This is a genomic window from Streptomyces sp., from assembly GCF_019510245.1.
Taxonomy (GTDB): Bacteria; Actinomycetota; Actinomycetes; order Streptomycetales; family Streptomycetaceae; genus Streptomyces.
The window spans coordinates 175,658-201,122 of sequence record NZ_JAEKKT010000147.1 but is presented as its reverse complement, the minus strand read 5'-3'; the positions used below and the strand labels follow the sequence as shown (position 1 = coordinate 201,122).

Annotated in this window: 25 protein-coding genes and 1 pseudogene; 7 read left to right on the top strand and 19 right to left on the bottom strand. The window is 72.6% G+C overall.

The features are described 5' to 3' along the window. Nucleotides 1-83 precede the first annotated feature (83 nt). Nucleotides 84-665, top strand: coding sequence for a hypothetical protein (locus JF597_RS26370; RefSeq protein WP_293999553.1), 582 nt, complete (start codon nt 84-86; stop codon nt 663-665). 105 nt (nt 666-770) lie between these two features. On the opposite strand, the gene JF597_RS26365 is transcribed toward JF597_RS26370, so the two are convergent. The 8 genes from JF597_RS26365 to JF597_RS55675 all read right to left on the bottom strand — a co-directional run bounded on the left by JF597_RS26365 (nt 771) and on the right by JF597_RS55675 (nt 6,080). Further along, the gene (locus JF597_RS26365; protein WP_293999550.1) at nt 771-1,388 is read right to left on the bottom strand and encodes a hypothetical protein; all 618 of its coding nucleotides are present in this window, start codon (nt 1,386-1,388) and stop codon (nt 771-773) included. A gap of 25 nt (nt 1,389-1,413) precedes the next feature. Then, the gene (locus tag JF597_RS26360; protein WP_293999547.1) at nt 1,414-1,896 is read right to left on the bottom strand and encodes a DUF6114 domain-containing protein; all 483 of its coding nucleotides are present in this window, start codon (nt 1,894-1,896) and stop codon (nt 1,414-1,416) included. An 88-nt stretch (nt 1,897-1,984) separates the two neighbouring features. After that, the gene (locus tag JF597_RS26355; RefSeq protein ID WP_293999545.1) at nt 1,985-2,608 is read right to left on the bottom strand and encodes a DUF6230 family protein; all 624 of its coding nucleotides are present in this window, start codon (nt 2,606-2,608) and stop codon (nt 1,985-1,987) included. Nucleotides 2,609-2,783: 175 nt separating this feature from the next. Further along, complete coding sequence (locus JF597_RS26350) at nt 2,784-3,926, bottom strand: LLM class flavin-dependent oxidoreductase (RefSeq protein WP_293999543.1); 1,143 nt, start codon at nt 3,924-3,926, stop codon at nt 2,784-2,786. Nucleotides 3,927-3,955: 29 nt separating this feature from the next. Then, on the bottom strand, nt 3,956-5,140 hold the full coding sequence (locus tag JF597_RS26345) for an SfnB family sulfur acquisition oxidoreductase (RefSeq protein WP_293999540.1): 1,185 nt from the start codon (nt 5,138-5,140) through the stop codon (nt 3,956-3,958). Nucleotides 5,141-5,144: 4 nt separating this feature from the next. Then, nucleotides 5,145-5,702, bottom strand: coding sequence for an NADPH-dependent FMN reductase (gene ssuE, locus JF597_RS26340; RefSeq protein WP_293999538.1), 558 nt, complete (start codon nt 5,700-5,702; stop codon nt 5,145-5,147). A gap of 38 nt (nt 5,703-5,740) precedes the next feature. Beyond that, a complete protein-coding gene (locus tag JF597_RS26335) occupies nt 5,741-5,875 on the bottom strand; it encodes a hypothetical protein (protein ID WP_293999535.1) in 135 nt (44 codons plus the stop codon). A 127-nt stretch (nt 5,876-6,002) separates the two neighbouring features. Next, nucleotides 6,003-6,080: a putative leader peptide gene (locus JF597_RS55675; RefSeq protein ID WP_350786652.1), complete on the bottom strand. Its 78-nt coding sequence runs from the start codon at nt 6,078-6,080 to the stop codon at nt 6,003-6,005. A 143-nt stretch (nt 6,081-6,223) separates the two neighbouring features. Between JF597_RS55675 and JF597_RS26330 the strand changes: the two genes are divergently transcribed. Both JF597_RS26330 and JF597_RS26325 read left to right on the top strand, forming a co-directional pair. Beyond that, nucleotides 6,224-7,135, top strand: coding sequence for a LysR family transcriptional regulator (locus JF597_RS26330; RefSeq protein WP_293999532.1), 912 nt, complete (start codon nt 6,224-6,226; stop codon nt 7,133-7,135). Nucleotides 7,136-7,401: 266 nt separating this feature from the next. Continuing rightward, complete coding sequence (locus JF597_RS26325; protein ID WP_293999529.1) at nt 7,402-9,138, top strand: alpha/beta fold hydrolase; 1,737 nt, start codon at nt 7,402-7,404, stop codon at nt 9,136-9,138. Here the strand turns inward: JF597_RS26325 and JF597_RS26320 are convergent. Beyond that, entirely contained in the window at nt 9,128-10,318 is a 1,191-nt protein-coding gene (locus JF597_RS26320) for a beta-ketoacyl-[acyl-carrier-protein] synthase family protein (protein WP_293999527.1), read from the bottom strand. The genes JF597_RS26325 and JF597_RS26320 overlap by 11 nt on opposite strands. A gap of 550 nt (nt 10,319-10,868) precedes the next feature. Between JF597_RS26320 and JF597_RS26315 the strand changes: the two genes are divergently transcribed. Then, the gene (locus tag JF597_RS26315; protein WP_293999524.1) at nt 10,869-11,393 is read left to right on the top strand and encodes a helix-turn-helix domain-containing protein; all 525 of its coding nucleotides are present in this window, start codon (nt 10,869-10,871) and stop codon (nt 11,391-11,393) included. Nucleotides 11,394-11,468: 75 nt separating this feature from the next. Here the strand turns inward: JF597_RS26315 and JF597_RS26310 are convergent, their stop codons facing one another. The 8 genes from JF597_RS26310 to JF597_RS26275 form a co-directional block, all read right to left on the bottom strand. Beyond that, on the bottom strand, nt 11,469-12,203 hold the full coding sequence (locus JF597_RS26310) for a response regulator transcription factor (protein WP_293999521.1): 735 nt from the start codon (nt 12,201-12,203) through the stop codon (nt 11,469-11,471). A 92-nt stretch (nt 12,204-12,295) separates the two neighbouring features. Continuing rightward, on the bottom strand, nt 12,296-13,723 hold the full coding sequence (locus JF597_RS26305) for an MFS transporter (RefSeq protein ID WP_293999518.1): 1,428 nt from the start codon (nt 13,721-13,723) through the stop codon (nt 12,296-12,298). 134 nt (nt 13,724-13,857) lie between these two features. Continuing rightward, nucleotides 13,858-14,823, bottom strand: coding sequence for a ThiF family adenylyltransferase (locus JF597_RS26300; RefSeq protein WP_293999515.1), 966 nt, complete (start codon nt 14,821-14,823; stop codon nt 13,858-13,860). Next, nucleotides 14,820-15,809, bottom strand: coding sequence for a hypothetical protein (locus JF597_RS26295; RefSeq protein ID WP_293999512.1), 990 nt, complete (start codon nt 15,807-15,809; stop codon nt 14,820-14,822). The genes JF597_RS26300 and JF597_RS26295 overlap by 4 nt, the downstream gene beginning before the upstream one ends. Then, on the bottom strand, nt 15,806-17,035 hold the full coding sequence (locus JF597_RS26290; RefSeq protein ID WP_293999509.1) for an acyl-CoA dehydrogenase family protein: 1,230 nt from the start codon (nt 17,033-17,035) through the stop codon (nt 15,806-15,808). The genes JF597_RS26295 and JF597_RS26290 overlap by 4 nt, the downstream gene beginning before the upstream one ends. Nucleotides 17,036-17,094: 59 nt before the next feature. Further along, the gene (locus tag JF597_RS26285) at nt 17,095-17,490 is read right to left on the bottom strand and encodes an SCP2 sterol-binding domain-containing protein (protein ID WP_293999506.1); all 396 of its coding nucleotides are present in this window, start codon (nt 17,488-17,490) and stop codon (nt 17,095-17,097) included. A gap of 177 nt (nt 17,491-17,667) precedes the next feature. Beyond that, a complete protein-coding gene (glpK, locus tag JF597_RS26280; protein WP_293999503.1) occupies nt 17,668-19,185 on the bottom strand; it encodes a glycerol kinase GlpK in 1,518 nt (505 codons plus the stop codon). Between the two features lie 53 nt (nt 19,186-19,238). Further along, nucleotides 19,239-20,006, bottom strand: a complete 768-nt coding sequence (locus JF597_RS26275; protein ID WP_293999500.1) for an IclR family transcriptional regulator — start codon at nt 20,004-20,006, stop codon at nt 19,239-19,241. A gap of 157 nt (nt 20,007-20,163) precedes the next feature. Here JF597_RS26275 and JF597_RS26270 point away from each other — a divergent pair, with 157 nt between their 5' ends. Continuing rightward, nucleotides 20,164-20,625 (top strand): ATP-binding protein, encoded by a 462-nt coding sequence (locus tag JF597_RS26270; RefSeq protein WP_366916447.1) that lies wholly within the window; start codon nt 20,164-20,166, stop codon nt 20,623-20,625. Between the two features lie 30 nt (nt 20,626-20,655). Here JF597_RS26270 and JF597_RS26265 read toward each other — a convergent pair whose 3' ends face one another. Beyond that, nucleotides 20,656-21,975: a SpoIIE family protein phosphatase gene (locus JF597_RS26265; RefSeq protein ID WP_293999497.1), complete on the bottom strand. Its 1,320-nt coding sequence runs from the start codon at nt 21,973-21,975 to the stop codon at nt 20,656-20,658. Nucleotides 21,976-22,133: 158 nt separating this feature from the next. Then, nucleotides 22,134-22,889 carry an IclR family transcriptional regulator gene (locus JF597_RS26260; protein ID WP_293999495.1) on the bottom strand — a complete coding sequence of 252 codons (756 nt, stop codon included), beginning with the start codon at nt 22,887-22,889 and terminating at the stop codon, nt 22,134-22,136. 512 nt (nt 22,890-23,401) lie between these two features. Between JF597_RS26260 and JF597_RS26255 the strand changes: the two are divergent. Then, nucleotides 23,402-24,298: pseudogene (locus JF597_RS26255) on the top strand (DUF6424 family protein); the annotation flags it as partial. 14 nt (nt 24,299-24,312) lie between these two features. Beyond that, on the top strand, nt 24,313-25,440 hold the full coding sequence (locus JF597_RS26250; protein ID WP_293999490.1) for a DUF2235 domain-containing protein: 1,128 nt from the start codon (nt 24,313-24,315) through the stop codon (nt 25,438-25,440). Nucleotides 25,441-25,465 lie beyond the last annotated feature (25 nt).

Genomic DNA, 25,465 nt, shown 5'->3' with positions numbered 1-25,465 from the left:
GCCGCGAACCGCCCCGGGGGCGGCGCCGTCTTCACCGTACGGCTCCCCCTGCCGGCCGACGAGCCGCTCCGGGAGGACCGGTGGTGACCCTCCGGCGCCTGGTCCGCCCCGCCCTCCTGGTCCCGGCGGCCATGTGCGTCCTGGCCTCGTGCGGCATCCCCACGACCGGTGTCGTGCAGGCGGGCGGTCCGGCCGTGGGCGTCGTGCCGGAAACGCGGCTGTACTTCGTGCGGGACGGCGCCCTGTTCGCCGTCCGTCGCCCGACGGACGCGCCGGGCGACGTCGAGTCGGCGGTGCTGGATCTGCTCCGGGGACCGACCGACGCGGAGCTGCGCAAGGGAGTGACCACACGGCTGCCCCTGCCCACGGGCCTGCCGACGGCGGTCCCGGCCGTCCCGGCGGACGGCGGTGCCACCGTCGTCCCCGAGGCACCGTCCCGGGCCGGCCTCGTGGAGGTGACGGCGGGCGACCACCGGATCTCCGTCCGGCTGTCGTCCGCGGCCGGCGATGCGGGCGATCCCGGCCTCGCGGCCGCACAGATCGCCTGCACGGCGGCCGCCGCCCAGCGCGTTGCCGACCCCGGCGCCGAACCCGCGCCGGTGACGGTCACGCTCCCGGGCGGCCGGCGCTTCGAGGGGGCCACGACGCGATGCCCCGGTGTCTGACACCCGGTCCGCGTCCGGCACCCGTCTCACTGCCCGGCCGGCGGCACGTCTCTCAACGGCCCCTGCGGTATCCGCCGGCCGGCTCCTGCGCGGTCCCGCCCGGCATCACGCACCGTGCGGAACCCGTGCCGCCGTCCGCAGCTCCGGGCCCTTGATGGACAGCCGGCCGCCGAACTGGGTGATCTGCGAGGCGGTCGCCGCGGCGAGCGTGATGGTCCGGGTGCGGGTGGCCGGGTGCGAGAGCCAGCGGGGTACGGCGTCGGGGGTGACGGAGACGGTACGGTCCGCCGGGAGCGGGCCGCCGCCGAGGCCCGTGACCCTGCCGGTCAGTCTGCGGACGTAGAGGGTCGCCACTCCGCCGGCGCCCGGCCCCCTGAGCGTGGAAATGGACGCCGGCCTCGCCCGCAGACGCATCGCCGCGCGGCCCCGGCCCGCGGTCAGGACGAGGCTGACGGCGTCGAGCGACCGTACGGTGAACTTCAGGGCCCGGGCCCGCCCGTTCCCGGTGCGCACCGACACCACCCCGCGGAACCTCGCGCCGCGGAGTACGAGCCGGTCGGCGCGGAGTACACAGGGGCCCTTCGCGGGGCGGACCGGGGCCGACGAACCGACCCGTGCGCCGGAAACGCCGCCGGGCAGGTGTGGCACGCCGAGGCGCAGGAGCCCGGCCACGGCGACCACGGCCAGCGCACCCGCGAGGGGCCGGGCCACACGACCGATCACGGCACCGGCCGTACGAGCGAGCGGGTCAGGCGCCACCGCACCCCTCCCCCGTCGCTGCCGTCGCGGACGGCTGGTCGTCCGGCGCCGTCGACGGCTCGTCGGCCGGGGGCGGCAGCCAGGCGCAGGCCAGGGAGCCGCCGACCAGGCCGAGGGCCACCCCGAGGAAGAGGCCGCCGAAGTTCGAGACGGGCAAGGAGACGATGGCGAGCAGGAGGGTGGCGATCCCGGCGAACACCCGGAGGTGGGGGCGGCAGCACAGTGCGATGCCCAGGGCCGGGAGCAGGATTCCGATCACCAGAGACCCGGCGCCGGAGGTGGTCGACAGGGCGAGCGGAATCCCGGCCAGGCTCAGGTGCGCGTAGGGCCAGTAGAGGATGGGCAGACCGGCGGCGAAGGTGAACAGCCCGGCCCAGAAGGGACGTTCACCGCGCCAGGTGCGGAACCTGCGACGGAACTCCGGCGCCCTGGCGAGCAGTTCGCGTCCTCCGGCGAAAGGGTTGGTGATCACGCGTCCTGTCCTGAGGGATGGGGTGCCGGCGCCGGGCGGAGGAGCCGGGTCCCGGGCGTACGGCCGCCGCGCATGGCGCTCGCCGGGGTCAGAAGCATGCGTGGTCGCCCTGTCGGAGCCGCACCCGCAGGCCCGGAATGCTGAACGTGCCGGCGGAGACCGCCACCGCGGTCACCCGCACGTCGTTCAGGGTGGTCGACGTCGCCTGCTGGCCGACGCCGTCGGGATCGAAGAACTGCGAGTTCCGGTCTCCGGACCTGACCGGGCCCTTGGTGAGGGCTCCCTGGGCGACGCCGATGTCGAGGCCGGTGAAGTTCGCCTCGGCGACCGACTCGGCCGTCGCGTCGATGAAGAAGTTCGAGGTCTCGACCGGACGGCCGGAACCGCCGGTGAGCCGCAGGGTGTGCGTGCCCAGCACCGGGACGTCGACGACGACGGACTGGCACAGCGTGCTGATCGTGGCATGCCGGAAACCGGAGACCACGACGGGGACGAGTTCGTGCTTCCTCGTCACGTCGACCATGCCGTAGAGGCTGAACCCACGGGCGGTCAGCGTCTCGGCGGAGAGCTGGAACGTCTGGCCGGAGATGAAGAACGAGGCGGCGAGCACTCCCTGTGCCATGGCGACGCCGACGGTCGCGCAGGCGGCGACACCGGGTACCAGGACGACCGCGAAGCATCTCCAGCGGGTTCTTCCGGCGCGGTGCGACATCCCGTCTCCTTCGGTCGTGAGGTGGACCCGACCATGCCGACAAGTCGGCAGATGCCACGTTTGCCCGGTGATGGATCCTAGGCTCCCGGCTGCGCCGACCGACTGCACGCCAGGCCCGCCGGACGAGTGACGCAACTTCTGCTGCTCCCTTCGGGCGACCGGGCCGGCACGGCCCTCAGGAGGCGAACGGCACCTGCGCCGACGGCGCTTCGTTCCTCCCGGCCGGGTGCCGCCACACGCCCTGCGCGGCCAGCCGGGGCAGTACGCCTTCCCCGAACCAGTACGCCTCCTCCAGGTGGGGGTACCCGGACAGCACGAACTCCTCGACGCCCAGCGCCGCGTACTCCCCGATCCGCTCGGCGACCTCGTCGTGGGAGCCCACCAGGGCGGTCCCGGCGCCGCCCCGCACCAGCCCGATGCCCGCCCACAGGTTGGGGTGGATCTCCAGCGCGTCCCGCCGGCCGCCGTGCAGCGCCAGCATGCGCTGCTGCCCCTCGGACTCGCTGCGGGCGAGCCCCGACTGCACCGACCGCACGGTCTCCGGGTCGAACCCGTCCAGCAACCGGCCGGCCTCGGCCCACGCCTGCCCGGACGTGTCCCGCGTGATGACGTGCAGCCGGATCCCGAACCGCAGGGTGCGCCCCTGTTCCGCCGCGAGCCCCCGGATCCAGGCGATCTTCTCGGCGACCTGGGCCGGCGGCTCTCCCCAGGTCAGGTACACGTCGACGTAGCGGGCCGCGACCTCGCCCGCGACCGGCGAGGACCCCCCGAAGTACACCTCGGGGACCGGCTCCGGCAGCCGGGCCAGCCTGGCGTCCTCGACCCGGAGGTGCTCCCCGTCCAGATCGACCGTCCCGCCCTCCCACAGCCCCCGGACGACCTCCAGGAACTCACCGGTACGGCGGTACCGCGCGTCCTTGTCGAGAAAGTCCCCGTAGGCCCGCTGCTCGTGGCTCTCGCCCCCGGTCACCACGTTGAGCAGCAGCCGTCCGCCGGTCTGCCGCTGGAAGGTGGACGCCATCTGCGCGGCGAGCGTGGGCGAGACGAACCCCGGCCGGAAGGCGACCAGGAACTTCAGCCGCTCGGTGTGCTGGCTGACCATCGCCGTGGTCAGCCACGCGTCCTCGCACCAGGCGCCGGTCGGGGTGAGCGCCCCCGCGAAACCGAGGTCCTCCGCGGCCCTGGCGATCTGGCTGAGATAGGCGACCGTCGGCGGCCGGTCACGTCCGGAGGCCGTCGCCGGGGTGCCGTGACCGCCGCCGACGACATGCCGGCTGTCCCCGTTGGTGGGCAGGAACCAGTGGATGGTGAGGGACACGGGGGTCTCCGATCGAAGGGGGCGGGAGGTCACAGCAGACCGTGGCGGGGCGGCCGGGTGCCGTTGAGGACGTACCGGCCGATGTGCTGGATCTTCCAGCGGGTCGGATCGTGCAGGGTGTGGGTCCGGGCGTCCCGCCAGTGCCGGTGCAGATTGAGGGAGTTGAGGGCGGAGCGGGTCCCGGACACCTCGAAGAGCGCCCCGGCGACGGTCACGGCCGCCTCGGCCGCCTGCACCTTCGCGGCGGCCACGGCGACGGACGCCTCGGCGGCCGACGCGTCGGTGAGGTCGGCGCCGGCCGCGTCGACCGCGCGGGCGGCCTCCCGCAGCAGGGCCTCGGACGCCCTTACCGTCACGGCGAGTTCACCGAACCGCTGGATCAGCAGCGGGTCCTCGGCGGCGGACTCCACCCCGCTCTCGAACCAGGGGCGGCTCCTGGTCCGTACGAACTCCGCGGCCTCGGCCAGCGCTCCTGCGGCGATCCCCACGTCGATGGCGGCGTGCAGCAACTGGGCGACCGCACCGTGGAGCTGCGGCCCCCGGAAGGTGAGGTGGTGGGGCAGCACACGGTCGGCGGGCACGGCCACGCCGTCCAGCCGGACGGTCCCGCCGGCGGTCGTGCGCTGCCCCATGCCGTCCCAGTCGTCGACGACGGTGAGGCCGGGCGCGTCCCGGGGGACGTAGGCCACGTGCAGGTTGTCGTCCTCGGCGCGGGCCAGGACCGGGATCCAGTCGGCGAAGAGGGCGCCGGTGGAGTAGTGCTTGACCCCCGTCAGCAGGAAGGTGGCGTCGCCCTGGCGTTCCAGGCGGGTGCGGATGTCCTGGACGTGTCTCGTCCCCGCCTCGGACTGGGCATTGCCGAAGCGGCTGCCGGCGAGCAGCTCGGCGAAGAAGAACTTCCGCTGGTCCTCGGTTCCCTGGCGACGGATCACGTTGACGTACACGAAGTGGCTCTGCGGGATCTGGGCGAGGCTGCCGTCGGCCGAGCCGAGGAGCCGGAAGATCTCGGCGAGGGTCAGGGCGTCGACGTCGGCGCCGCCGTACTCGGCGGGCACCGTGACACCCAGCAGGCCGGAGGCCGACAGGCGGTCCAGCTCGGCCCGGGGCAGCCTGCGTGCGGCGTCCCGTTCGGCGGCCCCGGCCCGGAAGGCGTCGGCCAGAACCCTCGCCACGGCGAGGGCCTCGGTGGCGTCGGCGATGACGTGGGCGGTCATCGGGTCAGCTCGCCGCGGCGAGGACGGGCGCACGGCCGAGCAGTGCGGCCGAGAACCGGTCGACGACCGGGACGAGCGCATCCGCGGCGGCCGGTGCGAGGGTGAGGGTGCCGTCCTCCCCCACGGTGATGTCCTTGTCGAGGGTGAACCAGCCCTGGACTATGTGCGCGGCACCCATGGAGTTGAGGACCGGTCGCAGCGCGTAGTCGATGGCGAGGACGTGCGCGACGGAGCCGCCGGTGGCCAGCGGCAGCACGGTCTTGCCGCCGAGCGCGTACTGCGGGAGCAGGTCGAGGAGCGCCTTGAGGACCCCCGAGTACGAGGCCTTGTAGACCGGGGTGCCGACCACCACCCCGTCGGCGCGGGCGAACAGTCCGGTCGCCTCGACGATCGCCGGGTGCCGGAAGTCGGCGCCGAGCAGGGCCTCGGCGGGGATGGTGCGGACGTCGAGCGGGACCACCTCGTGGCCCTGGGCGGCCAGCCGCTGGTCCAGGTGGCGCAGCAGACGGCCGGTGCGGGAGGAGGCGGAGGGGCTGCCGGAGACGGACAGGACGAGGGCCATGGAGCTGCCTCTTTCGTGGCTTCGCGGTGGAGGGAGGGTCAGGCGTGGGCCCGGGCGGCCTGGGGCTTGCCGTCGGGGAGCCGGGCCTCCGGTTCACGGACCAGGGGCAGCACGCGCCTGCCTCCGCTGACGTCGGGAACCCAGTAGGCGACTTTCACGGGCGCGGCGGGCATGCGGAACTCCTGTTGCGAGTTTTCGGGCACGCCAGAATTCACCGGGCCCGGCACGGTGCGGGCACGGCACGGTGAATTCAGGCGGGAAAAGGAGAGGAAAGGGGCGCGGCGGATCTCGGCGGGGTGATCAGGCCGCGGCGCAACAGGAGGCGCTGGAGACGCGTGCGAGGTCGACGTGGCGTCGCCGCGTGAGGTCCAGTCGCATCTTCATGCCGTCGATGGTCGCAGTCGGCGTCGACGGGCGTCAAGGAAAACCCGACCGTTCTCGCATCGCGGACCATTGAATTTCACGAACGTGTGACAGGGAAACCCTTGAACACGCTTTGAACGTCGGCGCATTCTGCCGGGGTGCGGACCGAACAGCTGGAATACATAGCGGCCGTGACCCGGCTCGGCTCGCTGCGCCGGGCGGCCGACGAACTGCGCCTTTCGCAGCCCGCGTTGAGCGAGACCGTGCGGAACCTGGAGCGCGAACTGGGCATCGATCTGCTGGAGCGCAAGCGCACCGGCGCGACGATGAGCGCGGCGGGGCGGGAGCTGCTGCCGCACATCGTCGAGGTGCTGGAGGCGGTGGACCGGCTGCGGTTCGCGGCGGGCGAGCAGCACCGGATCAGCCGGATGGTGCGGGTCGGCACGGTCAACACGGCGACCGTGCCGCTGCTCATCCCGGTACTGCGGGACTTCCGGGCCACGCATCCGGTCACCCAGGTCGAGGTGGTGGGGGCACAGCAGACGGAGATCCACCGGGGGCTCGCCGAGGGCGGCTTCGACCTGGGTCTGGTGAACCACCTCGTCGGCGACGACGTGCCCGCCGGTTTCGAGGCCACCGAACTGCTGCGCGGGCGGCCGGTGGTGTGCGTACGGGCGGACAGTCCGCTGGCCGGCCGGGCCGAGGTGTCGGCCGGCGACCTGCTCACCGTGCCGCTGATCGTCATGCGCACCGGGTATGTGATGCACCGTTATGTGCACCGGCTGCTGGCGGACCTCACCCCGGTCTTCTCGTACTCGACGGACGGGGCCGAGATGGGCAAGCTGATGGTCGCGGAGGGGCTGGGCGCGACGGTGCTCCCGGACTTCAGCGTGGTCGGGGACCCGCTGGAGCGGGGCGGGACGATCGTGTGCCGGCCGCTGTCCGGGGATGCCACCGAGGTGGTGCTGATGCTGCAGCGCCGGCGGGCCGAGTCGGTGCCGCAGGCCGCGCGGGACCTGCACGAGACGTTCGTGCGACGGGCGGCCGAACTGGGCGCGGACGCCCGCTGAGCGCTCCGCTGCCCGTGCCGCGACATGCCGTCGGCCGGCTGCGGCGCTGTCGTGGCGGGCCCGTTCGCCGAGGGGGCGCTGCCTGAACGCACGTGCGGCGAGAGCGGCCGGCACCCGTGGGCACCTCGTCCCGATCGCGCGGTGTGCGCATGTTTCATCCGCTTCGCCCCCGGCGTTTCGGTACGGTGGGACCCGCTGCGCGGACGGGGGCCCGGCCCGGTTCCCCGAACGCTGACAGGGCATCACGGACCGGGCAAGGAGACTGCATGCTCTCGGACTCGATCGTCTTCGGCGCCGGGGGCTTCATCGGCCGCTCCCTGGTGGCGGAACTCCTGCGCCGCGGCCACCGGGTGGCGGCCGCCGTGCGCGGTTCCGGTGACGGGCTGACGGCGTGGCTCGACGGGCAGGGCGTGGACCGCACCTCCCTGACGGTGGTCCGGGCCGACATCACCGCGCCCGGTCTGGGGCTGCCCGAGGACGGGCTGTCCGGGATCCGTGACGTCTACAACACCGCCGCGCGCTTCGCGTTCGGCATCACGGCGGCACAGGCGCGGGCGGTCAACGTGACGGGGGCCGTCCATGTGGTCGCCTGGGCGGCGGGCCTGCCGAAGCTGCGCCGGGTGGTGCACATCAGCGGCTACCGCATGGCCGCCGCGGACGGACGGGCCCCGGACTACCGCCGGCTGGGCGCGTACGAGGCGTCGAAGCAGGAGGGCGACGCCGCGGTGCGGGCCCGCGCCGGCGAGCTGGGGGTTCCGCTGAGCATCGCCAATCCCAGTACGGTGATCGGGCCGGGCCAGTACCTCGGCCTGGCCGAGGTGGTCTCCACGCTGTGGCAGGGCCGGCTGCGGGCCCTGCCCGGCGGTCCCGGCGTCTTCCTCCCGGTCGTGCCCCTGGACCACTTCGTCCGGTTCCTGGCCGTTCTTCCGCAGGACCCCGACAGCGTCGGCCGCACCTACTGGGTGCTGGACGACTCCACCCCCGAACTGCCCGCCCTGGTCGGCCTGCTGGCGGAGCACATGGGGGTGCGCTCCCCCGGCCGCTCGATCCCGGTGGGGCTGCTGCGCCGGCTGCCCCGTGCGATCACCCGGGCGGATCCCGAGACCCTGTCGTTCCTGTCGACCGACCGCTACGACACGGCCTCCGCCCGCGCCCTGTCCGCGGCGCACGGGCTGTCCATGGCGCCCGTGCGGGCGGCGCTGCGCGAGTGGGCCGACGACCTGGTCGCCACGCGCTTCGGCCGCTCCGGCCCGTCCCGCCGCCCCTACGGCTTCCAGCATGTGGCCGGCACCCGCACGTGGGTGACCGGGGAGCGGCGGCGCCCCGGATACGTGCTGCTGCACGGACTCCTGCTGAGCGCCGACGCCTGGGCGGGGACCGCGGACCGCCTGGACGCGCCCGCCCTCGCTCCCGACCTGCCCGGCTTCGGCAGGTCCGGAGCGGGCGCGGGAACTCTCGACGACTGGCTCGCCGGCCTGCTGCGCCCGGTGGAGACCCGGCCGGTGCTGGTGGCACACTCGCTCGCGTGCGGCCCCGCACTGCGCTATGCCGCGGCCCGGCCCGACCGGCTCGCGGCACTCGTGCTGGTCGCGCCGGCCTTCCTCCAGCGCCCGTCCGCCGCGGTGCTGCGCTCGCCCCTGGCCGTGCCGCTGCTGCGCACGGCTTCCACCCCCCGCCTGGTCCGTTCGCTCGGCCTCACCGAGGGCCCGGGGCTCGACGCGCTCGCGCTGGACCTGCGGCGCGCCGGGGCAGCGGGCCGGGCGGTCGCCGCGCTGCGCGACGCCCATCGCCGGCGCGCCGAACTCCGCCGTGTGCTGCGGGAGTTGCGGCTGCCCGTGGACATCGTCGTCGGGTCGGCGGATCCGCTCACCGAGCCCGTGGACACGCCGGTCACGGTGGTCGAGGCGGCGGGGCACTGCCCCCAGCTCACCCGCCCGGCGGCCGTCGCGGACCTGCTGATGTCCTGCCGGGACCGGGCCGCCGCCGCGGGGACTACCTCGTGAAGGCGAGGACCACGTTGTGTCCCCCGAACCCGAAGGACGTGGACAGGGCCGCCCGGACGGGTGCCCATCGGGGCCCGCCGGACACCAGGTCCAGCTCGATCCCGTCCGACGCCTTGTCCAGGTTGCGGACCGGCGGGACCAGGCCGTGCACGAGCGTGAGGACGGTGAAGACGGCCTCGACCGCGCCGGAGGCACCCAGCAGGTGGCCGGTGGCCGACTTGCAGGCGGTGACCGCCGGATACGCGCCCACGGCCTCCTGTACGGCCCTGGCCTCGGTGACGTCGCCCAGCGGCGTACCGGTGGCATGCGCGTTCACGTGGTCGATGTCGGTCCCGGTGAGACCGGCGTCCCGCAGCGCCGCCCCGATGGCCCGCACCTGGCCCTCCACGGCGGGGAGCGTCACGTCGTAGGCGTCCGAGGTGACCCCCGCACCCGACAGGGCGGCGTGCACCTGCGCGCCGCGCGCCCGCGCGAAGTCGGCACGCTCCAGTACGACCATGCCGGCACCCTCGGACATGACGAACCCGTCGCGTTCCCGGTCGAAGGGCCGGGACGCCAGGTCCGGGGTGTCGTTGCGCAGGGACAGGGCGCGCATCCGGGCGAACGCGCCGAGCGCCAGCGGGTGCAGGCAGGCGTCCGTGCCGCCCGCGACGACCACGTCCGCCCGGCCGGCCCGGATCAGCAGCGTGCCGACCGCCAGCGCCTCCGCGCCGGACGCACAGGCGCTGGTCGGGGCATGCGTGCCGGCCCGGGCCCCGAGCAGCAGGCCCACCGCCGCGGCGCTGCCGTTGGGCATCAGCATGGGCACCGTGTGCGGCGAGATGGCGCGTGGGCCCCGTTGCTCCAGGCGGTCGTCCTGTTCGAGGAGGGTGAGGCCGCCGCCGATGCCGGTCCCCACGACCACCGCGAGCCGCTCGGCCTCGACCTCCGGCGCGCCGGCGTCCGTCCACGCCTCGCCGGCCGCCACCACCGCGGCCGCCTGACTGCGGTCGAGCCGCCGCCGCCGGATCCGGTCCAGCCGGAAGGCGGGGTCCTCGTACATGCCCCCGGCGATGCGGACCGGCAACTGCTCGGCCCAGGGGGTGTCCAGCCGGGTCACACCGGACCGGCCGGACAGCAGCGCAGCCCAGCTGGACGGCACGTCACCGCCGAGCGGGGTGGTCGCTCCGAGTCCCGTCACCAGCACATCGGCACTCGGGGACGGACGCCGGCCGGCGCGGGGCCGGTTCGTCTCAGTGGTCGCGGGCAGCATGAGGGGTTCCTTCCGCGCGGTGTTCCGGTCTCTTTCCTCGCGTCGCCGGCGGGAGGTTCCCCGGCGTCTCCCGGGACGCCGGGGGGAGCCCGGCCGTCACCAGCGCCATGATGGCGATCAGCAATTCCCCGGAGGTGAGAATTTCCTCGGCCCTTTCCATGCCTTTCCCGGAGCCCTCCCATATCGGCCTTTTTCTTCGGCGCACCTGTCCGGAGAAATCTACTCGCCCGGAACGACCCGGCGCTTCACTCCTTTTCACGAGATCGGGGCAGGCCGGGGGACCACACAAAGGACCATTAGAACTATTAACAGCCCGCAACCTGTCCTATTTTATGCAGATAACCCGGCAGTGGCCCCTCTAATGCACTTGTTGCCGCGACGCTTGAACACCCTGCATAGTGAGGTAGTAAGGCCGCAGGGGGAACGGAACCAGCAGGACCTTGCATTATTCCACCCACCCGAAAGGAGAAGTCAATTCGTGCCTCAATACAGTGAGGGGCAGTTATTCTCGGCCACCCAGGACGTACGCGTCCTGCGCTGGCCGGTCGAGGTGCAGGAACTGGAACAGTTGCGGCGCCGCGGAATCCTCCGGCTCCTCGTGGTGGAGAACGGCGCGACGCCGCCGGTGCCGAGCGACTCGCGGGAGGACTGGATCCGGGCGCCGGTCAGCAGGGCCGACTTCGCCGCCCGGGTCGCGGCGCTCCGGGCCAGGGCCGGCACGCACCGGATCCCCGTCCTGGATCAGGACGGGCTGCTCCGGTACGGCACCCGGATGGTGCCCGTGTCACCGACCCAGATGAACCTTCTGCAACCACTGGTCGAGCGGTACGGCACCCTCGTGGCCCGGCACGAACTGATCGCCCTGCTCCGCGACCGGCGCGGCACGGCCAGCCAGAACGCCCTGGACCTCCACATCATGAGAATCCGGCGCAAGGTGGTCTGCCTCGGGCTGCGCGTCCGGACCGCCAACGGACGTGGATATCTCCTCGAATCAAGCGACTGATCTTCACAACGGCCAACAGAACGAGCCCTGTTGAGCGCCGTGCGCTCAACAGGGCTCACGCGGAGCACCGCGGGCTCACTGGAGCGTCCGCGGAGCGCGGGAGCCGGTCCACGGGGGGACGGGCTCCGGGCAGGGCGGCGCCATCAGGCCCGTCCGATAGGCGTGGATGACCGCGTGCACGCGGTTGCGCAGGTTCAGCTTTTCCAGCAGCCGTTGCACATGGGATTTCACGGTGTTCTCGCTCAGCACCAGCACCGCGGAGATCTCCGTATTGCTCAGTCCGTGGGCGAGCAGCCGGAACACCTCCCGCTCCCGCCGGGTCAGCGACTGGAATCCCGCCGGCCCCGCCGCCGGAAGACCGGGGAATTCCGCGGCCCCGGGAAACCGGACTCCGCCGTCCCCCGACGGACCCGGCTCCCCGAAGAAGATCCGGTAGCCGGCCGCCACGACGTGGATCGCGGAGAGCAACTGCTCCGGAGTGACGCGGTGGAGCACGACTCCGTGCGCTCCGGCCCGGAGGGCGAGCCGCGCGTCCGGACCGCTCTCGTGGGCCATCAGCAGAACACCGGGCCCCTCGTCGCCGCACCACGCGGACAGTTCGCCGACCAGTTCCGCGGGGCCGGCGGAGCCCGAAAGGACGCCGGCGAGCAGCAGCTGAGGCCGGAGTTCACGGGCCTTGCCCACCGCACTCGCGAGGTCGGACACCTCGCCGACCACCTCGATGCCGCCGTCCCCGTCGAGCACCGACCGGATCCCGGTGCGGGCTATGGACCGGTCGTCCGCCAGCAGGACCCTGATCGGTGAGCTCATCGCCGTCCTCTCCCCTCGCCTGCCGTCCCCTCCCGTCGCCACGCGTCCCCTCGCATCCCCTCCGGTCGGACATGCCGGAGGCGGGCATGCCGTCACACCGGGTCGCCCACACACCCCGGCACCGCCGGTCCGGGATCGGCGTGGCGGCCGTCGCGGGAGCGCCGCGGTACCAGCAGGACCGCCAGCGCTCCGCACGCGATCAGGGCGACGCCGGTCCACACCGCCGGAACCATGCCGTCCGTGAACCGGTCGGCGGTGCTGAGGTCCCCGTGCGCGGAGAACACCGAGGCGAGGACCGCGATGCCGAGCACGCCGCCGAGTTCGCGCAGCGCGCTGATCGACCCGGAGGCCATGCCGCGCTCTCCGGCGTCGACCGCGCTCATCACCATGTTCGCGGTGGGCGTGAAGTAGCAGGTCATGCCGAGGCCGCACAGGACCAGGGCGGGAATGAGCGACGGGTAGGGGACCCCGGGCGAGACCCGGGCGGCGATCCATCCCAGTCCGAGGGCCTGGAGGGCGAGGCCCAGCGCGACGATGGTCCGGCCGCCGACGCGGTCGGAGACCAGGCCCACCAGGGGCGCCACGAAAACGGGCACCGCGGTCCACGGCAGGATCCGCACGCCGGCCTCCAGGGGTGAGTAGCCGCGCGGTCCCTGGAGGAACTGGGTGAGCAGGAAGACCGAGCCGAACATGCCGGCGAACATCAGCAGCCCGGCGGCGTTCATGGCGCCGAAGGTCCGGTGGCGGAACAGCTTCATCGGGAACATGGGGTGTTCCGCCCACAGTTCCCAGCGGACGAAGGCGATCAGAACGGCCGCCCCGCCGCCCAGCGAGAGCAGGACGCGCGCGCTGGTCCAGTGGTCCGCGTGGCCGTTGATGACGCCGAAGACGATCCCGAAGAGCCCGGCACTGGCCAGGACCGTGCCCACCAGGTCCAGGCGTGGGCTGGGTCCGTGGCTCTCGGTGAGCTTCCACCGGGCGACGGGCAGCACCAGCGCGCCGATCGGCACGTTGATCCAGAAGATCCACTGCCAGCTCAGGTGCTCCACCACCGCGCCGCCGAGGAGCGGGCCCATGGCGATCGCGAGGCCCTCGACGGCACTCATCGCGCCCAGCAGGGCACCGCGCCGCCGCTCGGGCGCCGCCTCCGTGAGGATCGTCAGGTTCAGCGGCATCAACAGCGCGGCGCCCAGCCCCTGTACGGCGCGGGCGGCGATCAGGGCACCGATACCGGGGGCCAGCGCGGCCCCGGCCGACGCGACGACGAAGACGCCCAGCCCGATGCCGAACATCCGCCGCCGGCCGAACCGGTCCCCGAGGGCCGCGCCGGTCAGCATGAGCACCGAGTAGGTGAGGGTGTAGGCGTTGACGGTCCACTCCAGTTGCTGGATGCTCCCGCCGAGGTCCTCGCGGATCGACGGCAGGGCCGTGATGACGACGAGGTTGTCGAGCGACACCATGGCCACGCCCAGGCCACAGCAGAAGAACGTCCACAGCACGTTCCGTTGCCGAACAGTCATGTCCACCTCCGTGGTCGCGATGGCTGCGCGGGCGCCGGCGGCACGGCCTCGCCCGGCCCGTGTCATGAGGCCGCGCGTTCGGGTCCGGTTCGTCACCGGTTGAACGCGCGGCCCGGGTGCGGTGCTTCGGGAGGTCAGGAAACGTCGCGGTCCACCGTGGCCCGGGGTGCCCGGCCCGTGCCGGAACCCCGGGCCAGCCGCAGCAACTCCGGCAGCAGCGCCCCCAGTTCCACCGGCCACCGGGCCCGGCTGCGCCACCGCTCCCCGAGCGGCCTGGTCTTCTGGTGCACGTCGAGGCGTACCTCGGGCCGCACCCGCCGGCCGGCCAGCAGCCGCACCACCATGTGGGAGCTGATCACACCGAACGCCATGGCCGTGTAGGCGACCTGCGGGAAGCTGTACTCGGTCCGGGCATGGTTGGCCCGGATCTCGGCCAGCATGTCCGTCGGCACGTGCCGCAGCGGAACGGCCCGGCGCAGCAGGTCCCACATGTCGTAGCGGTCCGCGTCATGCGGGCCGACGGCCCCCGCGAACGGCTCGCGGACCTGCCGGTAGTCGTAGCAGCGGACGTACTGGGTGCCTGCCATGTCCCAGCCGGTGATCAGGGGCAGCCTCCGCTGTACGGCGTGACGGTGCAGCAGGATCTTAGCCCGCCAGCCCTCGGGGGTCGTGACGTCCACCCCGTCGATGATCACCTGGCAGGAGGCCGTCAGTCTCCCGACCGTCTGCCGGGTGACCCCTTCGGTGCAGACCTCGACCGAGGCGTGCGGGTTGATCGCCCGTACCCGGTCCCCGGCGAGCGAGGCCTTGTTCCGGTCGAGGTCGGCGACGGTGGCCGACTGCCGGTTGAGGTTGCTGAGTTCGTACGTCCCCGGGTCGGCGAGGACGAAGTTCTGCAGGCCGAGCCGGGCCAGTGGTTCGACGGCGGCACCGCCGATCGATCCGCAGCCGGCCACCAGGACGGTCGCCGCGCGCAGCGCCCACTGATCGGCCTCGGGCACCACGCCGGCGTTCCGGGCGGTCAGCTCGGTGTAGAACCGGGCCTGCGCCGTGGGCCCTCCGGCCGTCTCGGGCATTCCTTCCCCGTCGCCGTTCGTCACCGGCCGGCCCCTTCTCGTGCGAGATCGGGACGCTGTCCCGTACCCGCCCTGCGTGCGGCCAGGGTGGTGATCACGGCCTGCCACGAGGCCAGGTGGCTCGTCCCGTCGAGGTAGGAGCGGACCACGTCGCGGTACCAGGCGATGTCGGCGGGCACGGGGGCGGCGAACGGTTTGGCCACGACCGTCTGGCGGTAGATCGGCGCCATCGGATCCGAGGCGCACAGGTAGGGCGAGGTGTCCTCGACGACGTGCAGGTCGAAGCCGACCAGCCGCAGATGGCGCAGGGCGACGTGCTCCTTGGCGTCGCCCAGCACGACGCGCACGCCGTCGCCCAGCGCGAGCAGTGCCTCGCCGATGCCGAGCATGAGGTGCCAGGGGACGCGGCTGTGCTGCTCGTCCCGTGGCATCGTCTGGTCACGCAGGAACCGTTTGAACTCGAAGGCCTGGTGGCTGCCCAGGCCGGGCCGTGCGTACCTGCCGAGCAGGTCGACACGGTGCGCCGCCTCCGTCGGGAACGGCATACGGCACGGGGAGTCCAGGGGCAGGCTCTCGGGGTCCGCCGAGCAGGCCAGTCCCACGTAGCCGCGGATCTTCCCGGAGCGCGCGCACAGCGTGACCGTGTGGATGTTCTCCACGGGAGAGTGCGGCAGTGGTTCGTGGAAGGCCGCGGCACGGTGGACGGCGTCGGCGGAGATCCAGTTCAGCCGGAGGTACTGGGCGAGGCGGAACCCCAGCATCCCTTTGAGGTAGCGGGAGGGGAACTGGCTGTCGCGGCCCGTCACGGTGACCAGTGCGCCGTCGGGGTCCTCGACGAGGGAGAGCGGGTCGCCCCTCAGCTCCAGGGGCAGCAGGCGGTAGCTGAGCCGGTCGTGGAGCCGGATGATGTCCCGGGCGTAGCGCCGGGCGCGGGGGTCGCGGGTGGCGGCGGGCTCCGGGGCCCCGGCGCCGCGCAGGACGGGGCCGGCGGCGCGGCCGGGGGCGTTCACCACTCGTCCTTCTCGGCGTAGAGGCTCTCGGTGACGGCGAGTGCCAGGACCTCGGGGGTGCCCTCGTAGATCCGGGTGCCCAGCGCGTCCCGCATCGTCTTCTCCAGGCCGTAGGAGCGCAGGTAGCCGCGTGCGCCGAGCAGGGAGAGGGCGGCCTCCGCCACGTCGATCGCGGTCCGGTCCGCGAACAGCTTGGCCGCGGCCGGTTCGTAGACCGGCGGCGGCAGTTCGTTGTCGACCTTGTCCGCCGCCCGCAGGTACAGCATGCGGGCGGCGTCGACCCTGGCCGCCATGCCGGCCAGCTTCGCCGCCGTGAACTGCTGGTCCTTGAGCAGGCGCCCGCCCTGGATCCGCTCGCCGCACCACGCGATCGCCTGTTCCAGGGCGCTGCGGGCCACGCCCGTGGAGATGCCGGCCACCGCGGCGCGCGCCATGTTGCTCTGCGCCATGTTGATGGCCATGCCCTCGCCCTCCGCGCCGATCATGTACTCGGCGGGCACCCGGACGTCGTGGAACTCCAGCTCACTGCCGAGGCAGGCGCGGTATCCCATCTTGTCGGCCACGGGTCCGCGGACCACTCCGGGCAGGTCGAGGGGGACGATGAAGGAGGTGAGGCCGGTCGCCCCCCGGCTGCCCTCCATGGTGGCGAACACGGAGGCGAACGCGGCGACATCGGCGTTGGTGATGAACCGCTTGCGGCCGGTCAGCACGTAGTGGTCCCCGTCCCGGCGGGCGGTCGTCACGTTGCGCGCGTGTTCGGCCTGGGAGGGGATGATGAGGTCGCAGCCGGCGTCCTCCTCGGTGACCGCGTTGCAGGCGAGGACCGGTTCGTCGCCCGAGAACAGCGGCAGGAAGCGGGCCTGCAGCCGGGGATCGCCGGACAGCAGGATCGGTGCCTGGCCGAGCAGGGTGGCGCCGAAGATCAGTGCCGTGCCCGGGCAGACCGCGGCCACCTCCTCCAGGGCGGTGGCGACGCCCAGCATCCCCACCCCCAGTCCGCCGTACTCCTTCGGGACCGCCGCGCGGGTGAGGCCGATCCGGTGGCCGTCGCCGACGAGGTCCCAGTCGAAATACGCGGCGGGTTTCTGGTCCATTTCCTGGACGCGGGGTCCGACGACGTTCCGGGCGAATTCCTTTGCGGCCTCCCGGAACTGCTCGACGTCGTCCGGCAGCACGTCGAAATTCAGCGCGGCCGCGGACACGGATTCGGAGAGAGCGGTGTTCACGTGCGGTGTCACTCCTTGTGCGTCGGTTCGGTGTTCGGGACAGGTCGCTTCGCGACAGATCACGCGCCCAGGCCGGCGGCGGCAGCGATGCCGGGGTACCGGTCGAACGCGGGCCGCAGCATGGGCACCAGCTCCAGTACCTTGGCGACCCGGCCGCGGATCCGGAGCCGGCCCGTGGCGATGGCGACGGGCACCAGCAGCCGCCCCATCCACAGCGCGTGCGCCGTGTCGCAGGACATCCGGAGGGTGATCGCCGCCGGCCCCGCGTGCTCCGCGCCGACGCGGACGCCGTCCTGCGGTGACACGAAGAGCTCGCAGTCGGGTTTCGTGTGGACGAGCCGGACGGACAGCCCCTCCTGCCGGGCCCGCGCCAAGAAATCGTCGTCCTCCAGCAATACGGTGAACAGACTGCTGAAGACCTTCACGGCCATTTCACTGGACGGAAAGACGGACATGTTCCCCCTTCGCTCTGCGCTCGCTTCTCCTGCACGAAAGCGCCCGTGAAAGAACGTTAGGGGCGGTCCCGACCGGCCACCACCGTGTCAACATAAGGCCGAAGGGAAGCAGAAAGGACACGGAAAGAAGGCACGGAACCCGGGTGCCGGAAAAACAGACACCGGAAAGGAGAACGCTCAGGACCCGGGCTGTCTGATCCAGCCCAGTGACCGTTCGACGGCGCGCTGCCAGTTGTCGTACTCCGACGCCCGGCGGCCGGGGTCCATTCCCGGCAGCCACCGGGCGGCCGGGTGCCAGTTGCGGCGCAGGACCTCGAGGTCGGGCCAGTAGCCCGCGGCCAGCCCGGCGGCGTAGCCCGCCCCGAGGGAGACCGTCTCGGAGACCATGGGCCGTACGACGGGCACGTCGAGCACGTCGGCGACGAACTGCATGAGCAGGTTGTCCGCGGTCATGCCCCCGTCCACCTTCAGCTCCTTCAGGGCCACCGCGGAGTCGGCGTTCATGGCGTCGACGACCTCACGTGTCTGCCAGCCGGTGGCCTCCAGGACGGCCCGGGCCAGGTGCCCGCTGGTGATGTAGGAGGTGAGGCCGACGATGACGCCGCGCGCGTCGCTGCGCCAGCGGGGCGCGAAGAGGCCGGAGAAGGCGGGGACGATGTAGCAGCCGCCGTTGTCCTCGACGGTCCGCGCGAGTGTTTCGATCTCCGGCGCGCTGTTGATCAGTCCCAGCCGGTCACGGCACCACTGGACCAGCGCGCCGGTGACGGCTATCGACCCTTCCAGGGCGTAGACCGGCTGCCGGTCCCCGATCTTGTAGGCGACCGTCGTGAGCAGACCGTGCCGGGACCGTACGACGTCGGTACCGGTGTTGAGCAGCAGAAAGCTGCCCGTTCCGTACGTGCACTTGGCCTCGCCCGGGGAGAAGCAGGTCTGGCCGAAGAGCGCCGCCTGCTGGTCGCCGAGCGCGGCCGCGATGGGAACGCCGGGAAGCTGCGAGCGGGCCTCGCCGTAGGTCTCCGCGGAGGACCGGATCTCGGGCAGCATCGGACGGGGCACGCCGAAGAACGCCAGGAGCTCCTCGTCCCAGGTGAGCGTGCGGATGTTCATCAGCATGGTGCGGCTGGCGTTGGTGGGGTCGGTGATGTGCAGACCGCCGTCGGCACCGCCGGTCAGGTTCCAGATCAGCCAGCTTTCCATCGTGCCGAACAGCACCTCGCCGTCCTTCGCCCGCTGCTCCAGGCCTTTGACGTGGTCGAACAGCCACCGGATGCGCAACGCCGAGAAGTAGGTGGAGGGCGGCAGGCCGCACCGGTCGAGGAAGAACTCCTCTCCGGGCCGGACCCTGAGTTCCTCGACCAGCGGCGCCGTGCGCGTGTCCTGCCAGACCAGCGCCCGGCCCAGCGGGGTGCCGGTACGCCGGTCCCAGAGCACCGTCGTCTCCCGCTGGTTGGCCAGGCCGATGGCGGCGACCTGGCTCGCGTCGACGGCCGTACCACCGCCCGTGAGGACCTCGGACATCAGCCGCCGCAGGTTCTGCCAGATCTCGACGGCGTCGTGCTCGACCCAGCCGGGCCGGGGAAAGTGCTGCTGGTGCTCCCGCTGCGCGACCGACACCAGCCGCCCGCCCTGGTCGAACAGGATGCATCGCGTGGAATTGGTGCCCTGATCGATGGACATCACATAGCGTTCCACCATGATCGGGTCCGCCTTCCGATGGGTCGCGGAGTGGGCGAGGGGGCGAGGGGCGCTTACCAGCGGGCGGCTCCCAGGTCCCGGGAGATCGCTCTCGCGGCCTCCCGGATCAGGGTGATCAGGTTGGGCCGGGGGCGGCCCTGGCTGTCACAGATCCTCTCGACCGGACCGGACAGCCCGATGGCGCCCACGACGAGGCCGCCGTGCCCCCGGATCGGCACGGCGAGACCTGCCTCGCCCATGCTCATCTCCTGTACCTCGACGGCATAGCCCGCTTCCCGGACCTCGGCGAGCGCCCGGGTGAGCTGCTCCTCGGTGACCAGGGTGTGCCGGGTGTACGCGTCCAGCCCCGACTCCACGGCGGAGTCGAGGGTCGCGGTCCCGTAGGCCAGCAGCACCTTGCCCAGGGAGGAGGCGTGCAGGGGCAGCAGCGCGCCCACGTCCAGGGTCTGGAGGGTGTCGTCCGGCCGGAACACGTGGTGGACGACCAGGACCATGCCCTCCAGCGGGGTGCCGAGGCGCACCGCCTCACCACTGCGGGCGGCCAGGGCGTCGGCCCAGTTGATGGACCGGGACCGCAGCTCGTTGACGTCGAGATAACTCGTGCCGAGGTGCAGCAGGGCGGCTCCGAGCTGGTACTTGCCGGTAGTCGCGTCCTGCTCCACGAAGTCCACGTGCTGGAGCGTGCGCAGAATCCCGTGGGCGGTTCCCTTGGCCAGCCCGAGGGAGGCCGCCACCTCGCCGAGCCCGAGTCGGCGAGGCCCACCGGCGAGCAGGCGCAGGATCGCGGCCGCCCGTTCGATCGACTGGACCGGACCGGTCATGATGCGAGCTTATTACCGTCTCGGAAGGTCTGCCGTGCGTGCGGAGGGCCGCCGCGCCACCGGAGCGAGGGGGGCCGTTCGGTAATGCCGACCCACGTTCATTGACCCGACCCGCTATGTCTCTTTAGCGTGCTCTGAGGCCTGGCAACGTGCCGAGGTGCGTGACGCAGGGCCTGTGGCACTGACTCCTGGAGACACGAGATGGCGGTACAGCTCAACACGCGGGCGCGGGAAGCAAGCGAGTACGTCTTCCCGATGCCGCCCGTCGCCTGGTGCCGTTTCGGACGTACGTCGACGGGCCGGCGCGGTCCTGGCTGCCTGGAGGGTGTCCCCGGACGTCGTCGAGGACGCACTGCTGGTGGTGTCGGAACTGCTGACCAACGCGATCGTCCACGCACTGCCCCCGGCGGTGCTGCGGCTGGTCTGGACGCGCAACGCCGGGCTCGGCACCCTGCGCGTCGAGGTCACCGACGCGGGCCCCGCCGGCCAGCCGCCCGCGGGCATAGACCCGGACGAGCACGGCCGGGGCGAGGAGATCGTCCACGCGCTGGCGAGCCGGTACGGCATCGAGACCCGTCCGGGCGCGGTCATCCGGTGGGCCGATCTCGTCACGGTCTGAGTCGCTGCGCCCCCGCGGGGGCCCCTCCCGTCAGCGGCCGGGTCCCGCCGAGAACGCGGCGGCCGACCCGCTCAGCCGCTCCGCGTCGACAGCGGCGGACCATGTGCGCTGGACCGCAGGGACGGACTCGTGGCCGCCACGCCCTTCGGGTTCCGGAACGGACTCGTGGCCGCCACGCCCTTCGGGTTCCGGAACGGACTCGTGGCCGCCACGCCCTTCGGGTTCCGGAACGGCCGTTCCCCGCGTCTCCGGCAGGGCCGGGGCCGGTTCCGCCAGATTCTGCATGCGGAGCAGGAGCAGCGCCGCGTCGTCGTGGAGCCGGCCGCCCACATGCGCCAGCAGTTCGTCGTGGACCGCGGAGAGGATGTGCTCCGGCTCGCCGGACACGTGGCGGGCCACCCTCTCGGCCAGCGGGTAGAACTCACGGGCACGGTCGCGGGCCTCGATGACCCCGTCGGTGTAGAGCAGCAGTTGGTCGCCCTCGGCGAAGGGCAGGACCTCCAGGCAGGGGGGCTCGTCGACGAGGACGCGCAGGCCGAGCGGCGGAGCCGGGCGGGCGGCCTCGACCGCGGTCACGGCCCCCGACGCCGGTATCAGCAGCGGAGGCGCGTGCCCGCAGTTGACCACCTCGAGCTGCCCGGCACGCGCGTGTCCGACGACGACGGCGGTGACGAAGTCGTCGTGGCCGAGGTTGCGCGCCAGGCTCCGCTCGATCCTGCCGACGACGGCGAGGAGATCGGGCTCGTCGTAGGCGGCCTCGCGGAAGACGCCCAGGACGAGTGCCGCTATCTCCACGGCCGGCAGCCCCTTGCCGCGTACGTCGCCGACGATCAGCCTGACCCCGTGCGGGGTCGGCACCAGGGCGTAGAGGTCACCGCCGATCCGGGCCTCGGCCGCCGCCGCGCTGTAGCGGACCGCCACCCGGAACGGGCCGACGGTCTCCGGGATGGGCTTGAGAACGGCGTGCTGGGCGGCCTCGGCGACCGAGCGGACGGCGGCGAGCACACGTTCCCGGCGACCGCGCAGGGCGCTGGCCAGGGCGCTCGCCAGGGTGACGGCCAGGAGTGCCGAGAGCACGGCCACCAGCTCGTGCCCCGGACCCGTCTCCCGGGCCCCCAGGGCGGTGCCCAGCACCGCGGCGAGGAACCCGACGCACAGCACGCCCCGGGGGCCGTTGGTACTGGCGGCCAGCGCCGGCCCGGCCGCCAGCAGCGGCAGCAGGTACATCCCCGCCCCGCCGACGACGTCGACGAGCGCGATGCCGCAGACGATCAGAACCGGCACCACGGGCATTCCGGCGGCCAGCTGTGCGGCGGCCCGCCTGGGGACCGGTGCCCGGGCACCGGTCATCGGTTTCCTGAGCGGCCGCAACGGCCAGTGGTTGCCACCATGGTCTCGCGCCTGCCTCATGTCTGTGTCCGCAATCCTCACCCAGGCGGGCCTTAAGCCCGACTTATCCGTTTCATCCAGGAAAGAGGTTCGGTCTGCGAGCCACAAGGAGTGGGATTTCAGATAGTGAGCGAGAGGCCTCGGGTCACGCGGTCCGCGGTCGGGAGCAGCCGGGCACGGACCTCCGGGAGACGGGAGAGCCGTTCCGCCGGGAGGGAGACGCCGAGCGAGCCGAGGACGTCACCGCGGTAGATGGGCACGGCGACGCACACCGTGCCCAGTGCGTACTCCTCGAGGTCCGTGACGGCCGGTGCCAGCGGCGAGGCGTCGATGTTGCGGAGCAGCTCCGGGAGGGTGGTGATGGTCCGTGGCGTCAGGTCGGCGAGATCGTGCCGGGAGAGATAGTCACGGCGGGCGTCCTCGTCCAGTTCGCGCAGGACGGACTTGCCCAGCGCGGTGGCGTGCCCGGCGTCCTCGAACCCCACCCACAGGTCGACCCTGGGCGTGCGGGGGCCGTCGACGATCTCGGCGACACTGATCTCGCCGCCCTCGTAGAACGTGAGGTAGGTGGCGGTGCCGAGCTCGTCCCGGAGTGCGGCGAGCGCCGGCCTGACCCTGCTGAGCAGTGCCTGGCTCTGCCCCGTCGCGTGCAGCGTTCCCAGCTTGTCACCGAGGACGAAGCCGCCGTCGCCCAGCTTCCGCAGGTACCCGTCGTGGACCATCGTCCGCAGCAGGTGGTAGGCGGTGGCCAGCGGCAGACCCGTCTCCCGTGCCAGCTGCTTCGCGGGCGCGCCGTTCTCGTGCGCGCTCACCGCCTCCAGCAGACGGAAGGCGCGCTGCACGGACATGATGAGCGTGGGCTCATGAACGCTCATGCCTCCAGCGTGCCCCCGACCTGCGGCAGGGGCAAGACGCGAGATACGCGAGACCCCCGCGGTGCGCAGGCCGACGTCGGCGTGACGCGACGTGAGCCGATGCGTGCACGAGCCGGCCCCCTCCGCCGGCGGGGCCCGTTTCCGCGCCGCTGCGCCGATCACGGGCGTGGGCGCGCTGCCGGGGACCGCGCCACCGGGCCCGAGGTCTGCCCGCTCCGCCGGCGTCGGCGCTGGTCAGACAGTGTTGCCCGGCTGTTGATCGCTTCGACGCCGGGAGCGAGCCGCAGTAGGCTGATACTGCAGTCGAAGCGAGTGTGTGTGGCAGGCTCTGCGTGCCGTTGCCGCCGTGGCGTCAACGGGGGTCACGCAAGGAGGCCGCCCGCACCTGAGTCCTTCGCGGTTGCCGTTCCCAGAGCACCCGAAGCGGTCCCGAGTGGCCGCGCGCAAGTGGCTCGGCAGACCAGACAAGGGGGGTTCGCCCCGCGCGCCGGGGAGCACTCCGTGGGGCCCGGCCGAGGAGGCCAGCCATGGCACATCCCGAACTCCAGCCCGGTGGCGTCGAATCCGAGAGCCATCCGTGGCACATCCGCCTCGTCGAACATCCCAAGCGGTTCGAATCGGCGCACTTCCGTGCCGCCAAGGAAACGGCGCACAAGATCCTCCGCCAGATGAAGGACACCGATCTTCCCTACGGCCCGCGGCCCGTCGTTCCCGGATCCGGGCCGAAGAGCTCCGAGCGCTGGGAGATGCACCACGGCGGCAGCCTCTGGGTCAAGGGTGCCGACCGCTGGCTGATGTTCCGTGCCCGGGTCGGCATCGAGTGGAGCATGCAGTTCTGCGCCGACCCCGCGAAGGTCGACCGGCTCCGCCAGGAGGCCGCCGAGCTGATCGCCGCCTTCCCCGGCACCCTGCCCGCCCTGGCACAACTCGGCTACGAACAGGCCGAAGACCTGCTGCGCACGCCGATCGAGGACGCCGACGGGGTCGAGGCGTGGACCGACTCCCTGTTCAACTCCTGCGTGCCTCTCAGCCACGGGAACCACCAGGGCATCCTGCCCACGGTGCCCGGCGAACACCACTACCCCTGGCCGGTGAAGGGCGCGGACTTCGTCCGGTACGACGACTTCCAACTGTGGGTGACCCTGCCCGACGGCACCCACGGGGCCGTCGCCCCGGTGGACCGTCGCGGCTCGGGCGACGGGGCGGTCCGGCTGACCTTCGTACCCGAGGGCAGTGCGGCCGCTCCAGCGATCGCCGAAGCCCAGGAACACAGCCTGATGGCGGTACTGCCGGCCGACAGTGACGTGGCCATGCAGGCTTTCGCCCGGCAGATACCTCCCGGCCGGCACACCGCCGCAGGCCCACTCGCAACCGGTGCGGCACGGCGCGGCAACCGCGTCCCGGGCTAGGACGGAGCAGTGGCATGCCCCGCGCGATCGTCGTCTGCCTCGACGGCACGGGCTGCCAGGTGGGCGCGGACAACCCGACCAATGTGGTGCGCCTGATGGAGATGCTGGAAGCGGACGATCCGGCCCGGCAACTCGTCTACTACGACCCCGGCGTGGGGACCCTGTCGTCTCCCGCCGCCCGCGGCCCCGTCGGCCGTCGGCTCTCCCGCCTCTGGGGGCTCGCCTTCGGCAGCGGACTGCGGACCAACCTCACCGAGGCCTACACGTACCTCATGCGGCAGTGGCATCCCGGCGACCTGGTGTACGTCTTCGGCTTCAGCCGCGGCGCCTACACCGCCCGTGCGCTCGTCGGCATGCTGAACAAACCCGGCCTCATGCGTCCGGGCTCGGAGAACCTCGTGCCGTACGCAGTGGCGAAGTACGCCTTCAACCAGGACGTCGACAGGAGCGAACAGGAGGTCGCCAGGTTCTCGCACGCGTTCTGCCGGCGCACCGACGGCGAACCGCTGTGGGAGGAGGTCAAGGGGAACAACCGACGGCAGGTCTCACACCACGCCCTGCCCGTGGCCTACCTCGGCGTGTGGGACACCGTGAAGGCGGCCGGGCTCCTGCGCCTGGGCACTCTGCAGTGGCCGTACACCCACCAGTTGCCGAACGCGGCCCGCATCCGGCACGCCGTGTCGCTCGACGAGACCCGCCGCCCCTTCCGCGAGTTCCTGGTGACACGCCGCCCGGAGCGCCCGGACACCGCGGAGGAGGTGTGGTTCGCCGGAGTGCACGCCGATGTCGGCGGCACCTTCGACCACGCCGAGGGGGCGCCTCTGCTCTCCACGATCCCGCTGAAGTGGATCATCGACGGTGTCACCGGGAACCTGGTGTTCCGGGACAAGGCGTACGACACGACGTGCGCGGTCACCGAGGAGTTCGCGGGTGCTCCGGTGCACCACAACGGCACGCTGTGGATGCTCGTGGGCCGGCGCCCCCGCCCTCTGCCGGACGACGCCGTGCTGCACAGCAGCGTGCGACTCCGGCGCGAACGGGACCCCGGGTACCGCCCGGACCTGCCGGATCCGCAGCAGCCGGAACGGTGGGCCGACCCCGACTGGACCAAGCCCGTCCCGCCCCCGGCGCTTCCTGGCTGAAACGTGCGCCGCCGGGGCAACCTGC